Annotated in this window: 11 protein-coding genes; 8 read left to right on the top strand and 3 right to left on the bottom strand. The window is 43.1% G+C overall.

What is annotated here, in order from left to right; all coding sequences use genetic code 11:
* Window positions 1-238 precede the first annotated feature (238 nt).
* Both ACYQ2C_RS08465 and ACYQ2C_RS08470 read left to right on the top strand, forming a co-directional pair.
* Complete coding sequence (locus ACYQ2C_RS08465) at window positions 239-1,081, top strand: PoNe immunity protein domain-containing protein (protein WP_460101577.1); 843 nt, start codon at window positions 239-241, stop codon at window positions 1,079-1,081.
* 230 nt (window positions 1,082-1,311) lie between these two features.
* Window positions 1,312-2,283: a hypothetical protein gene (locus tag ACYQ2C_RS08470; RefSeq protein WP_460101579.1), complete on the top strand. Its 972-nt coding sequence runs from the start codon at window positions 1,312-1,314 to the stop codon at window positions 2,281-2,283.
* 126 nt (window positions 2,284-2,409) lie between these two features.
* Here ACYQ2C_RS08470 and ACYQ2C_RS08475 read toward each other — a convergent pair whose 3' ends face one another.
* Window positions 2,410-3,597: an aspartyl protease family protein gene (locus ACYQ2C_RS08475; protein WP_460101581.1), complete on the bottom strand. Its 1,188-nt coding sequence runs from the start codon at window positions 3,595-3,597 to the stop codon at window positions 2,410-2,412.
* A gap of 158 nt (window positions 3,598-3,755) precedes the next feature.
* The gene (locus ACYQ2C_RS08480; protein ID WP_460101583.1) at window positions 3,756-4,649 is read right to left on the bottom strand and encodes a fructose bisphosphate aldolase; all 894 of its coding nucleotides are present in this window, start codon (window positions 4,647-4,649) and stop codon (window positions 3,756-3,758) included.
* A 230-nt stretch (window positions 4,650-4,879) separates the two neighbouring features.
* Between ACYQ2C_RS08480 and ACYQ2C_RS08485 the strand changes: the two genes are divergently transcribed.
* From ACYQ2C_RS08485 to ACYQ2C_RS08500, 4 genes are all read left to right on the top strand, one after another.
* Window positions 4,880-5,836 (top strand): D-hexose-6-phosphate mutarotase, encoded by a 957-nt coding sequence (locus tag ACYQ2C_RS08485; RefSeq protein WP_460101585.1) that lies wholly within the window; start codon window positions 4,880-4,882, stop codon window positions 5,834-5,836.
* A gap of 557 nt (window positions 5,837-6,393) precedes the next feature.
* On the top strand, window positions 6,394-7,842 hold the full coding sequence (locus ACYQ2C_RS08490) for a TonB family protein (RefSeq protein WP_460101587.1): 1,449 nt from the start codon (window positions 6,394-6,396) through the stop codon (window positions 7,840-7,842).
* A gap of 139 nt (window positions 7,843-7,981) precedes the next feature.
* Window positions 7,982-8,935, top strand: coding sequence for an alpha/beta hydrolase (locus tag ACYQ2C_RS08495; RefSeq protein ID WP_460101589.1), 954 nt, complete (start codon window positions 7,982-7,984; stop codon window positions 8,933-8,935).
* 377 nt (window positions 8,936-9,312) lie between these two features.
* On the top strand, window positions 9,313-10,179 hold the full coding sequence (locus tag ACYQ2C_RS08500; protein WP_460101591.1) for a DUF3108 domain-containing protein: 867 nt from the start codon (window positions 9,313-9,315) through the stop codon (window positions 10,177-10,179).
* Window positions 10,180-10,420: 241 nt separating this feature from the next.
* On the opposite strand, the gene serA is transcribed toward ACYQ2C_RS08500, so the two are convergent.
* A complete protein-coding gene (gene serA / locus ACYQ2C_RS08505; protein WP_460051600.1) occupies window positions 10,421-11,650 on the bottom strand; it encodes a phosphoglycerate dehydrogenase in 1,230 nt (409 codons plus the stop codon).
* A 469-nt stretch (window positions 11,651-12,119) separates the two neighbouring features.
* Between serA and ACYQ2C_RS08510 the strand changes: the two genes are divergently transcribed.
* Window positions 12,120-13,025: an alpha/beta hydrolase gene (locus ACYQ2C_RS08510; RefSeq protein WP_460101594.1), complete on the top strand. Its 906-nt coding sequence runs from the start codon at window positions 12,120-12,122 to the stop codon at window positions 13,023-13,025.
* A 61-nt stretch (window positions 13,026-13,086) separates the two neighbouring features.
* The gene (locus ACYQ2C_RS08515) at window positions 13,087-13,410 is read left to right on the top strand and encodes a DUF4156 domain-containing protein (protein ID WP_460051597.1); all 324 of its coding nucleotides are present in this window, start codon (window positions 13,087-13,089) and stop codon (window positions 13,408-13,410) included.
* Window positions 13,411-13,746 lie beyond the last annotated feature (336 nt).

Here is a 13,746-nt window from a genome sequence, read left to right on the forward strand (position 1 = left end):
TCTCTTGGTCGGGAGAGGTGCTGACTCTACCAGCTGGCCTCTCAACTACCAATTGCACTTATTATCTGAAACCGCGATTCTTTAGTTTACTCGTCTCACATAAATTCTGCTTTCCCTTTTATAACTCTCAACATCTAGGAATTCTTTTTCGCAAATCGTTGATTAGTATCCGCGTATAATGCTAAAAATTTAAACGTAAACTAATTCGTGGAAGTTAGATAAAAAAAGGAACTACCCAATGAGAGATAAGAACGAATCAAAAGAATTTTTTGATGCATCAATAACCCTACTTACAGAAGCGTGTAAGCAGTTCAACCCTCATAAGAGTTATGAAGCGGCTTGTTTAAGAGAGCAACACGGCGTGCAAAAAATCAGCCCTTTGACGAATTTTTTGATTGAACTTCCGCAAACATTGATTCCCAAACGCTATAGCCGAGGCGATAACTTAATGGCTATACAGCAGGAGTTAGTATTGCCACTGTTGGATGATTATATTTTCTATGTTCAAGAGATGAAAAAACACAATCTTGAAGAAATGTATTTGTTAACAGATCAAACTCCTCGTACCAGTGGTCTACGCGGAGATGGCCCTGAGTGCAGATACCATTCAGTTTATACATGGCTTTGTTGGTTTATTTGTTTCGGTGGTGAAACACAAAAAATTGCTAAAGTGGCTCCATTTTTAGGGCGTGCAGGAAAAGATCGTTTAATTGATACCATTATTAAACATTATCAACCGAATCGCATCGTAGCTAAAACCTGTATGAACCCGGAAACCTTCGGTTTGCTTGATCAAGTGATTGATGCTGATATAAATGAACGCCCGGCGTTGGTGAAAAAGTATCTAGATGACTGGCCGAGGTTAATAGGCCATTTACGTGGCCTTCATTCAATAGGAGTGTTTGCAGGAATTAGAGTAAAAGACCGGAAAACTTTAATTGATTCAATTGATAGCCATTACCAAGGTTTTTGGGCTTGGGAAGCTGCTTTAGTAGTAAAATTCTTTAATATCGATGACAGCTCTTTTAAAGATCACGAATTTTACCCTTATGATCTGGTGCATTTTTTAGATAATCATTAAATAACAAATTGACGTGTTTTGTACTCCAAAACTCATGGCAAATAAATACGCTACAGGGTAACTTAAATAGGAAACTCTGATTAACCTAGAGTTTCCTATTCAAGAACTGAAAGTGATAGAAATTGTGAAAAAATTGGAAATCGCATTTTCAATTTCTGTCCTCTGATTAAATCATGGGTGAGTTAATCAGAGGTTGTAATAATCAACTTTAATAAAAGTAGAACTTATTAATGACATCGATATTAGAGAAAATAAAAGATCAACTGGGACTCAAGAGCAATATGCTAAAGAAAATAGAACGCCAACTAGGATTTAAGCTGCCTGAAGAACTTAAAATACTCTATGAATTGATCGATGCACAACCCGATAGCACCTATGTTATTGATATAGCAAAAAGCCCCCCACATTGGTTCTTAGATGCGAAGTATTTTTTATTAAACTCAAAAAATGTTCGCTCATCAAACGACGGAAGTTTTGCCTTTCCGAATAGGATGGCTTCAGAAGGCGAAAATATTCTTTTGAAAGCCAATGAAAAGATCTCCTATTCGATGTCTTCTAATTGGAAGGAACATAAATCGTTTACCTTTGCGTGGACAAACGAACTCCCGGAACAAGATACAGGCTTAGCTTACGTGTTTGAAAAGAATGGAACCGTTAAGGGAATCTATGCGCATTCTTTAAATTGGGTTGAAGATAAAGTTTTTGTCGCAAACAAACTCACAGACATTATCGATTTTGATGAAATCCGCTCAAATTCAGGCATCGTAAACTTAACAAACCTATTGAATATCAATCAAAAAACCTTTGCAGAACTGTTGGCCGATTCCCACCAAATAATTGACTTAGAATCCGTTGATGATGTGAAAGACTATGCTTATTTACTGAAAATATTTGAACAGTTATCTAATGGCGAATTTTCACCCAGCGCAATAGGTTTCAGTGAAGAGAATCGTGTTAGAGTTATTGAGTTCGAACTTGAAGGTAAATTGTATTCTGCAAATCTTGAGGGTGATACAGACTATGTTGATTTAAACATTGTTAGCTTTATCAATAATTGTCTTGCAGACCAAAATAAAAATCAACGACACTTTGTTGCATTTAATACCGTTTCATTTGGTACCGAAGCGGGATTGGCATTTGTAACGCCTTCTGAACTTGATGAATTACAAAAGCTATCTGGCGTAACTATTCTTAAAAGTTAATTGGTCTAATTTAAGATATTGGTCTAATTTAAGTATAGTCTTATCGAAAAACTCGCTTTATAAATCTCTGGTCAACGCCTCAACGATTAAATCATTGCGAAATGAATTAGAGATTTATAAACGTGATTATTTTTGGCGCAGCGATAAAATATGGTCTTCGGTATCAATTTGGAAATTAAATTGCCCGAGAAAATTCATCCCTAAGAGACCGTCGCTTCCGCCCAAATCACCCAAGTCCATCACGGCAATTTGTGCATCTGCAACACTAAAATTTCCCACGGTGAGTTTATCCACTTGATAGATGTCGGCATTAGCAATACCACCAGCGGTATTCATTTGTGCTGTTGATAAAAATGTAACGCGATTGGCAATGTTAAGCCGATTAAAGCTGTGTCGCGACAAAACCGTTAGTGAAGCGCCGGTATCAATTAGCAACGACACTCGAGAATTGCGATTTATGGTTAATGGTACCAAGAAGTGATTATTGAGCGGTTGCAGTTGAATTTCCGATCTCGCGAGTTGGCGATTGGTTTTTATCGGTTCGGGTTCTTTGGGTGTAATTAAAGCCAGTAAATTGTGAGCTTCAAGTTCGTATTCTGGGAAATGACTGGCAGTCTCTAAGGGAATTCGTGCGCTTTCGTTGTCTTCTGCGGCAATGTATATTTTTGCCAACGTTAGTAGATGCTCTATGTTATCTGGTTCTTGCCAAATTAATTGGTCGAGAAACGCGATGGCATCTAACCAGTTTTTTTGTGTTACCAGTTCAGCGATATAATGCTCGGCTTGCTGCTCAATGCTTTTGCGATAACTTTGCAGCCGCGTTTCGGATGTGGTTAGTGTTGTCAGCTCAAAATAAATATCGACCGCCTGGGCAATTCGATTTTGTGCAATAAAGAACTTTGCTTTTAACTCTAAAAAATCTTCGTCATAAGCATTTTGTTCTAACCAATAATCGAGGGCACTTCTTGTATATTCGCTATCGCCGTTTGCTAATTTATTTTCTACGGCCACCAACAATTGTGCTTTTAATTGTTCCGCTGCTTTTATGTCGGTATTTTCGATCAACTCATAAACCTTGTAGGCTTCATCAAAACGGTATTCTAAAAACCAAGAGACTGCTAATTCAGAAATTGTCAGTGATTCGGTGGATGAAGCGGTTTTACTTGAGGTCTCTGGGTGTGCAGAATTGTTGGGTGTTAGTTTAGCCTGAGGCTTTGGATCATCGACGCTAAGTGAGTGTTTATATTGCCAGATATTTACCGCTACAGAAGAGAGTAATAAGACACTCAACACAGTTATCGTCGGTCGTTTCATAGTGGTTTCTAATTTAAAAACATTATTTACTGGCAGAGAAATTATTACTTACAAAAAAGCCACACGGTTTTTACACTCATGTGGCTTTTCGACATTCAAAACATCCAATAAATTTCAGACAATTTTGATTAAATCATGACTGAATTCATCGCATTCGATCAGGTGCTAGACGCTTGGTAGATCGACTCAATGGCACTGTCTAGCAATGCATTGAATTCTTCGTCGCTTTGCTGCGCCGATAAACCTTCGGTTAATGCACGCGAGAAGCTCGCGATCATGCCTGGGTTTTCTGCGGTTTTAGCGTTGGCGTCGTCGCGGCTGTAACCACCCGATAAAGCAACAACTTTGATGCATTTTGGATGATCGATACACTCTTGGTAGAAACCCGGCTTGCTTGGCAATGAGAGTTTCAACATAACCAATTGATCATCGGCAAGTGCATCTAACTTAGCCAAAAGCGCTGCTTTTAGCATTTCTTCCGCTTCTGCCTTGGTAGCACTTTTGATGTCTACTTCAGGCTCGATGATTGGAACCAATCCCGCTTCAACAATTTGTAAGCCTACTTCAAACTGTTGTTCAACAACTGCTTTAATGCCTTCTTCGTTGGCTTCGGCAATGAAAGAACGCATTTTGGTGCCAAACACTTCTTGAGCTTTGGCTTTTTGAAGTAGCTCAGCAAGATTTGGCATAGGTTTCATAAGTTGAACGCCGTTTTCAAGATCGGCAAGACCTTTATCGACCTTCAAAAATGGAACAACGTTCTTTTCTTTCCAAAGGAACGCAGACGATGGCATTCCTTCGATGTCACGATCTAGAGTGTTTTCAAATAAGATCGCTCCGAGAACACGCTCACCGGTGAATGCAGGGCTGGTAATGATGCGAGTGCGCATTTGATGCACAAGATCAAACATAGCTTCGTCACCACTGTATTGATCTTCTTCGATTCCATAAAGGCGAAGAGCCTTAGGAGTACTGCCCCCACTTTGGTCCAAAGCGGCGATAAATCCCTTTTGCGTTTTGATTTTCTCGAGTTGTTGAGTAAAGCTGGTCATAGTTTAACGCTTCCCATTCGTTGAACTGGCGGGTTGGCAAGTTGATAATTTGTTGGTGGCGAGTTTGCCTAAAACATTTTCAGGCTTTCTCTACTCCAGTATCTAAAAGTACCACAAATTCACCTTAAGTGGCAGCCAGGCAGAGTCCATAACACGTCTTTGCTATGGATTGGGCCTCGTCATCGACGCTAATTTTTTGCGAGAATAGGGAAAATGTTCGAGGAAATCCTATGTCGAGTGATCTTGCCACAACGCTTCAAACACTTTACGCCCGTTTTGGCGAATTACCGGGTGTACAAATTGAAATTCATAAAAGCCTACCGGCGATAACCGTAACCAATGACAAGGCCGTAGCCACCGTGTTTTTACAGGGTGCACAAGTCAGCGAATATCAGCGCCACGGCGAAAAACCGACCTTGTTTTTAAGCAGTGCCAATCGATTTTTACCGGATGTTCCACTGCGCGGCGGCATTCCAATTTGCTGGCCATGGTTTGGCGATTTAAAACGCAATCCAGCAGCCATTAGCCAACAGGTTGAAGATGTCGAAAACGCTCCTGCCCATGGTTTTGTGCGCAATCTGCAATGGCAGCTCCATGATATTGTGGCATTGCCCAACGAAACCACGCTGACGCTGAGCCTTGATGTCACGCCACAAACTTATCCAGCCTGGCCATATCAGGCTCGGCTTTCTTTAGAAGTGCGCGTTGGTGAAAGCTTGAAGTTAACGCTTTCAGTTACAAATACCGGCCTTAGTGCATTCCAATATTCACTGGCCTTGCATTCGTATTTGGCGGTAGATAATGTTGAAAAATGTTATCTAACCGGATTAGAAGACACTGTTTGTTTTAATGCGGCCGAAAATTGGTTAGAGCAATCCCAGGATGACGCGCTCAACTTTACGGAAGAAACGGATTTAGTGTGCCCAACTGGACCATCAACCGTGCACTTGATTGAGGAAGACCAGCAAGGTCGTATCGATATTCACAGTCATAATTTACCAAGCTGGGTAATTTGGAATCCTTGGGTCGATAAATCGCAGCGTTTGAGTGATTTTAATCCACAGGACTATCAAAAGATGGTGTGCGTAGAGTCTGCTTCACTGCTAGACAACGCACCAGAATTGGCGGCAGGACAAACTGTCCGTCACTACACACAAATTACACACAGCCAGCCCACAAAAATTTAACACCGATACCCAAGGCCTGTATCAAACTCTGGGAACTTATCCACAGCAAATTGAAAAAGCCTTGGATTATCCCGCCTCAAAATTCGAAGTTCTTATCGGCGCTAAATTTGCTCGTATTTAGTGTCGATAAGAACGAGCCTCGCTGACTCTATTTTTCGCACTGCATTGTCGCTTAACGCAGCCTTTTCGAGTGCAACTCTACTATAAGCGACCATAAAAAATGTTTTTACATTTCGAACAGCCATTTTTGTTTTTTTCGAGCGCGCGCCTCTTTTCGTCACCGATTTTTTTTTATATACATAAGAACAAATTTGCCTAACTTTCACACTACCACAATAACGATACGATATTGTTTGTCGCTTAAATTTTTTATCACATATATATGTAAGGCTTTTTCGGTCTAAAGCGTCAATAAATTGTTTGTATTTTAATCTTAACTGATTGAGTACCTGACAGGGCTTAGACCCATATAACAATTATTTTTAGCTTGATAAAAACACCAACGTACATCGCCATTTTTTATTTTCAGGACTTGGCACTGGCAAAAGGGGAATTGTGTGAGAAAGCAAGTCGCTTCGAGGATGTCATTCAAATCTCATCTAAACGCATACGCGGTTCTAGGGCTGTTTTGGGGTAGCCTGCTTAGTGTTTCTGCAAATGCAGCGTTAAATGGAATGTCTGTGTATGAAAGCTTCGGCAAAGAACGTTACATTGCCGCGCTTTATTTAGATCAACCGACTACGGATGCGACTACCGCGTTAGGCATTAATACGAATGCGGTTATGGAATACCAAATTGTTTCCGACAAGATCAGTCCGCGCAGCATGTCGCGTCTCTGGGTAGAAGCAGTTTCCATCAACGCCAAACCCGACGACTTAGAATTCTACGCCAATGATCTCGTTTCACTGACCTCCCTCATCAAAGGCCGTCTTATTCCGGGCGATAAACTTCGCATCGTCAATACCGGCACCGGAGTCTCCGTCGATATTAATGGTTTGCCATTAGGTACCATTGAGTCGCGTGGTCTGTTCCAGTTGCTGATGCAAACCTGGATTGGCCCTGTGCCACCGTCTACTCATTTCAAAGAGCAAATTCTCGCCGCCGGAGATGTTAGTACCGAATTAAAGTCTCGATACGACAGTTTAGCAGCAACGCCGACCAGGCTGGAGCAGATCACAGCAAACTGGCTGGCTGCCCCAGAGGACCCCAGCGAAACAGAGACCGAAACAGTCGCCGTTGCCGCAACACCAGTACCTAGAGCGCAAACGGGATCAACTACACCCCCAACTGCACCCAATCAAGGGAATTCTCAGCGCTTGGCTCAAACTGCCAACGGTAACGGCAATAGCAACAACAGTAGTAATGTTACCAACAGTGGTAATAACAATAGCAATAATGGCAACAACAGCGGCGCACCAGCTCAGCAAGCACCGGCTGAAACCGTCGATACTCCGGTATCTAAGCCACCACTAGAACTTGTTGCCGACGAGCAAGAGTCCGACGATTCTGCGCCGGAGGTGACTCAAATTGCGGAGCACTCCGTAAGCTCAGCAGAGACGATTCCAGAATCGGAAGACGAGGACGCAGCTCAGCCTCTTGCCGCGTCGCTTTCCACATCGCCCGTGCCTCTCACCGCTGCAGGTAACCTACCTGAAGAAGAGGAAGAGGAATCTGAAGAAGATCTTGCCGCCATTACCGCCGAAGATATTCTCTCGAACAAGCGCTACTACGAATCGGTTCGCGACCTGATTTATTCAAACGTGGTTTTTCCTGAACGTGGTTTAAAACTGGGCCGCGAAAGTGAGGTGAGCATTTCGATTCAGCTCGATAACGAAGGCAATGTAATTAACTCTGCGGTTACCGAAGAGTCAAAGTATTCCTTTTTTAATAAGGCCGCCTCTCGGGCGGTTGAAAACAGCAAACCTTTTCCGGCGCCGCCGTTATCACTGTTAGAAGAAGGCCTATATAACTTCCGTATCGAAATTCGTTTTCGTATCTCCAACTAACATCAATTACAGTAAGAGCTTGGTTTAGCCTTGCTCTTGCTGGTGGAATCCAGCCTAGATCGCATTAAAAAACCTTGCGCCTTGTTATTGATTCAGGCTTTGGTTACCTTGGCAGTTTTACTTACATTGAACACTTTGTATGACTGATGATTTTCTCGATTTGGCCAACCACTGGCCAACCTTAGCGAACGCTGCAAAAGCCGCTCAAATCGGTCAAACACTGCCCGAACGTCACGAAAATTACCTCGACTACTACCGACTGAGGTTTGCATCTAAACATCACTATCTATTTGGTAAGTTATCGACACAGGGTTATCAAATTGCAGTGCAAAGCTGGCAACCGGAGAACCCTCGCGGCACTGCGGTAGTTGTGCATGGTTATTGGGATCACACCGGTTTGTATCATCACCTAATTCGTCATCTCATTAACTTGGGATTCAATGTGGTTGCTTACGACGAGCCGGGGCATGGATTAAGCAGCGGTGCACGTATCGAAATCGATTCGTTTACTACCTACACCAGAGTTTTTGAGGATATCATCGAGCAAATCCAAGATACTTTGCAGCTTACCGGCCCGCAAATCGCCATTGGCCAAAGCACTGGTGGCGCCGTTATCTTTGATTATTTGTTTACCCATCCAGACCACAATTTCGCCAAAACACTCTTACTAGCACCGCTGATTCGCATCAAGAGTTGGGGCTTTGTTGGCAACGCCCACAGCTTGGTTTATCCCTGGCTAAAGTATTTTCCAAGAAGTCTGCATCAGGTCGGTAGCCACGACAAAGAATTCGCCAATTTTTTACGCACAGATCCTTTGCAATTTAATAAGGTCTCTATGCAATGGATTGCCGCGTTAAAAGAGTGGATCGCGCGTTTTAATAGTTTCGAATCAAACTCGTCTGAGATAATTTATATTCAAGGCGATGACGATCAAACCGTAGATTGGACGTACAACCTACCACTGGCGCAGGAAAAAATGCCTAATTTAACCGCCGAGATTATTATGGACGCGCAACATAATTTGGTGAACGAAAGCGATTATTATCGCAACCAAGTCATGGCCATTATTGAGAAAGAACTTCTCGCCTATTAGTAATGGAACCTCTGATTAACTCATCCATGATTTAATCAGAGGACAGAAATTGAAAATGCGATTTCCAATTTCTTCACAATTTCAATCACTTACAGTTCTTGAAATTGGCGACACATCCTTGTGTCGCGAGAAACTCTAGTTAATCAGAGTTTCCTAATGTTTAAATTCACCAAAAATTATAAAAGCTCCCGTCAAAAATTCTGTTTAAACGCAGCTGGTTAAAGGTTTGAACAAGCTGCTAGACTTTATGTCTTAACGTCGCTGGTTTTGATCCCGTTCAGGCAAGCCGAGTTATCATCAAGACTTGAGCTAAAGTAAAGCGTATTTACCTTCTCTAATTAATCACATTATTTGCGTTAAACAGCTTTGGGGGTTGAGTGATTTCTCGTAGATTGCACTTTTTGCGACCGACTCTTATTGGTTTAAAACCAATTTCATTGGCGTTATTTTCTGGCATGTTATGGCTTACATCTGCCCACGCAGAAGTAGCCTCTGAGCCCTTTGCTTCTAGCTCACAACCGTCTAAACCCACCCTTGTTGGTAACCCAAACAATGCCATCAATGAATGCGAACTGAATATATTAAATCAGCTCGATGGCGTTACCTTTAAATACAATGCCACCGTAAACTCTGTATCGGTTAAGTCTGAACGCACCATCAATTCCCTTGAAAACGATGCCTGGGAAATGCAATCCAGAGCCAATTGGTTATTTCTAGGAATTGAGGAAAAAAGCGTATTCGATTTACCCAGCTGGCAGCTGCGCGAATTTGAACATAAGCGCAAAGGCATGGGTGACGGCAAAGATTTAACCATTAAAGCCGACTACCAACAGCATACCTATGTGAGTGAATCCGCCAAAGGCGAAAACACGGTGATGTTCGACAACGAGTTACACGATGCTTTGAATTACCAATTGCGCCTGCAATTAGATGTAGCGTGTAACGCTCCGCAGGTTCAAGAACAAGGTGTTGATTATACGATTGCCAAAAAACGTGGTGTTAAAGAGTATCATTTTGAAATTGTTGGCAATGATGTTATCGATACCGACGTTGGCAAATTCGAGGCATTATTGATTGAAAAGCGTGATAGCGAAGACGACCGAGCAACACGAGTGTGGCTGGCAAAAGACTTGGCCTACAGCATTGTGAAGCTAGAGCACACAGAAGACGGCCAAACCAACAGCCTAAGCATCAGCGACGTGCCAAGACTGAATGCCATTAAGCAGGATTTAAGCGAACGCTAATTTTAAAGAACATCGGCAATAACCGCGCACTACTGCTAAATCAAACCATGCTACAGGAAACTCTGATTAACCAGAGTTTCTCGCGACACAAGGATATGTCGCCAATTTCAAGAACGGTAAGTGATTGAAATTGTGAAGACATTGGAAATCGCATTGCAATTTCTATCCTCTGATTAACGCATAAAAAAACCTCGCTAATGCGAGGTTTTTTTATTTCAACGGTTGTTAATAGCAAACGCTATTAAAACAAGATGCGCGCGCGAATTGTGCCGTTGATTTTGCGAAGACGCTCTAGAGCCATTTCGCTGTAGTCTGCGTCGATATCAACCACCACATAACCAACGGTGCCTTTAGTTTGTAAGAACTGGCCACAGATGTTGATGTTGTTTTCAGAAAATACTCGGTTAATTTCAGACAAGATGCCCGGAATATTTTTGTGAACGTGCAACAAGCGGTGTGTACCCGTGTGTGCCGGTAACGCAACCTCTGGGAAATTCACAGAAGAAATAGTGGTACCGTTATCTGAGTATTTGACCAATTTTTCAGCCACTTCAGAACCGATATTTTCTTGCGCTTCTTGTGTAGAACCACCAATGTGTGGCGTCAAAATCGCGTTATCGTGGCCGCGCAGAGGAGAAATAAACTCATCGTCGTTACCGCGTGGCTCTACCGGGAATACATCGATAGCCGTACCGGCAAGGTGACCGCTCTCAAGTGCCGCCGCTAATGCTTCAATAACCACAACCGATCCGCGAGAAGCGTTCAGAAGAATTGCGCCTTTTTTCATGGCTGCAATTTCTTTTTCACCGATCATATCTTTGGTGGATGGCAATTCTGGTACGTGCAAACTGACGATATCAGAAATGGCTAATAACTCGTTCAGATCGCGAATTTGCGTTGCATTACCCAAAGGAAGCTTGGTAATGGTATCGTAAAAACACACTTTCATGCCTAACGCTTCGGCAAGCACACTGACTTGAGTACCAATCGAGCCGTAACCCACAATACCCAAGGTTTTTCCGCGAATCTCGTAGGAGCCTTCAGCGCTTTTTTGCCAGCCGCCGCGATGTGCATCGGCGTTTTTCTCAGGAATTCGACGCAATAATAAAATCGCCTCAGCAATTACCAACTCAGCTACAGAACGTGTGTTTGAATATGGTGCGTTAAACACCACAACACCGTGCTCTTGTGCAGCGTCTAAATCAACTTGGTTGGTACCAATACAGAAACAACCTACTGCGATTAGCTTCTCTGCGTTTTCAAATACTCGGCGAGTCAATTGACTGCGGGAACGAATGCCAACGAAATGAGCGTCTTTGATTTTTTCGATCAGCTCGTTTTCGGGCACTGCGGTTTTTATGTATTCGATGTTGCTGTAACCGGCTTGGGTCAGTGTATCAATCGCCGACTGATGCACGCCTTCAAGCAGGAGAAACTTAATCTTGTCTTTATTGAGCGACGTGTTGGCCATAATGCTCTTTAACCTCAACTAAATGGTTGCAATCACTGTAACGTTGATTGGCGGTGGTGCCAGTCAGCTGTCGCTGAACCAGCTAATTGCTTGGCGCCGTAGCGCTTTCTCTCATGGAGTTATAATAGGAAACTCGCATAAATGCGGAGCTTCTGTCGACACACTCTATCGACACAAATAAAACTGCATCGACACAAACAAAAAAGGTGTCGTTAATTTCAATAACCATCGCGTTATTGAAATGCCTGTTTTCTGAATTATTTACGAATAAATTCATCAGAAATCCCTAACGCTTCGAAACTCTAATCACCGAGTCAGCGCAATTAAACAGCGCTCTGCGGCGAAAAAGGGGCGCTATAATAGCACAGACCTGATTGTTCCCAAGTGCTGATCAGTAATTAATCTTTTTACCGGCTTTAGTATTCGAACCTGAATCGGTAAACGTACAACTAACTGACTGAGGTTTACGATGAGTCTGGATACCGTGATTGCACACATGAAATCCATTGCGGATCTTTCTTGGTCGAGTGGTAACCACCCGATGCACAAACGTGCGCTATTGGATTTGTATTTCGCAGCCAGTCCCGAAACACTCAACCTAGTGCCAAGCACAACCATAAAACCCGTACTGGTGGGAGATCTGCCCTGTGAGTGGATTCTTCCAGCCACCTGCCAAACCGAGCGACGACTTTTGTACGTGCACGGCGGCTCGTGGATGGCAGGCTCGTCGTCAAGCCATCGAGCCCTGATTTCTCGCATCGCGGAGGCCAGTCAAAGCGCGGTTTTAGCGCTAAATTATCGTTTAGCGCCGGAATTCCCATTCCCAAATGGCTTAGAAGATGTCATCCACGGCTTTCAATGGTTAATCAAACACGGCCCAGACTCCGAGAACCTAGCCGAACGCTGCTACATTGCCGGCGACTCTGCGGGCGGTAATCTAGCGCTTGCGTCGGTATTGGCCTTAAAAGAGCAACAACATAAGCTGCCGGACGCCTGCGTGCTATTGTCTCCGGCAATACATTTAAACTACCAGCGCAAAAATCTTACCGACAACAACGATCCTATTTTGAGCTTAAAAGCGCTGCCGTATGTAGTTGCCAATTATTTGCAGGAACAAGCGACTCTCAATAATCCGCTGGTGTCTCCGGTTTTTGGCGATCTAAACGAATTACCACCAACGCTTTTGCAAGTGGGCGATCGCGAAATATTGCTGCAAGATGCCCAAGAATTTATCGACGCAGCGCAGCAACAGGGCAGCCCTGTGGCATTATCGGTGTTTGCCGATATGCCTCACGTATTCCAAGGTTTTGCGCCAATTTTGCCGGAAGCCAATCAAGCGATTGCTGAAATTGGTGAATTTTTGCGACAAAATTAATCAAAGAGTTGTCATATACACGTTATTGGTAATTTGAGAAATACACAAAAGCGAGGAACAAATGTTGTACAAAAAGACCGCCATCGTGGCTGCGGTGCTGCTAGTAAGCGGCCTAAGTGCTTGTAGCTGGGTAAAACTGACTGATCAAGGTGAGCAAGTGGACGTGAGACGATCCACCAGTGTCGCCAATTGTAAATCTTTGGGCGTATTAACCGTCAGCGGCGTTGATAAGGTTACCGGAATCTCACGCAATAAAGACAAGGTTGAAAAAGAACTGCTCACCCAAGCGCGCAACGACGCGGCAGCCATGAATGCAAACGTGATCGTACCAATTGACCAGCCCGTAGAAGGCCGCCAACAATTCAGCATGTACCAGTGCCCTTGATAAACTCTTGGAACCTCTGATTAACTCATCCATGAATTAATCAGAGGACAGAAATTGACAATGCGATTTCCAATTTCTTTTCAATTTCAATCACTTACCGTTCTTGAAATGGGCGACACATCCTTGTATCGAGAGAAACTCTAGATTAATCAGGGTTCCCTCTTCAATAAATGTCTAAAAAATTACAGCGGCCTTCTAAAAGCCGCTGCTAATTGATCTAAGCTGTAATCTGTAACGTACGTAAATTTATTATCGAACACTCTAATTGCCTCTGTATTTTTATCGACTAACTAAAGAAAGCGTTAAAAAGGGACGAGCCGATTAGTGTTTCCGATT

The sequence above is a fragment of the Sessilibacter sp. MAH3 genome, assembly GCF_054658275.1.

Excerpts from the sequence above, each read along its gene's own strand:
- ACYQ2C_RS08465 (WP_460101577.1), top strand. The coding sequence starts at position 239 with ATGAGAGATAAGAACGAATCAAAAGAATTTTTTGATGCATCAATAACC.
- ACYQ2C_RS08470 (WP_460101579.1), top strand. The coding sequence starts at position 1,312 with ATGACATCGATATTAGAGAAAATAAAAGATCAACTGGGACTCAAGAGC.
- ACYQ2C_RS08475 (WP_460101581.1), bottom strand. The coding sequence starts at position 3,597 with ATGAAACGACCGACGATAACTGTGTTGAGTGTCTTATTACTCTCTTCT.
- ACYQ2C_RS08480 (WP_460101583.1), bottom strand. The coding sequence starts at position 4,649 with ATGACCAGCTTTACTCAACAACTCGAGAAAATCAAAACGCAAAAGGGA.
- ACYQ2C_RS08485 (WP_460101585.1), top strand. The coding sequence starts at position 4,880 with ATGTCGAGTGATCTTGCCACAACGCTTCAAACACTTTACGCCCGTTTT.
- ACYQ2C_RS08495 (WP_460101589.1), top strand. The coding sequence starts at position 7,982 with ATGACTGATGATTTTCTCGATTTGGCCAACCACTGGCCAACCTTAGCG.
- serA (WP_460051600.1), bottom strand. The coding sequence starts at position 11,650 with ATGGCCAACACGTCGCTCAATAAAGACAAGATTAAGTTTCTCCTGCTT.
- ACYQ2C_RS08510 (WP_460101594.1), top strand. The coding sequence starts at position 12,120 with ATGAGTCTGGATACCGTGATTGCACACATGAAATCCATTGCGGATCTT.
- ACYQ2C_RS08515 (WP_460051597.1), top strand. The coding sequence starts at position 13,087 with ATGTTGTACAAAAAGACCGCCATCGTGGCTGCGGTGCTGCTAGTAAGC.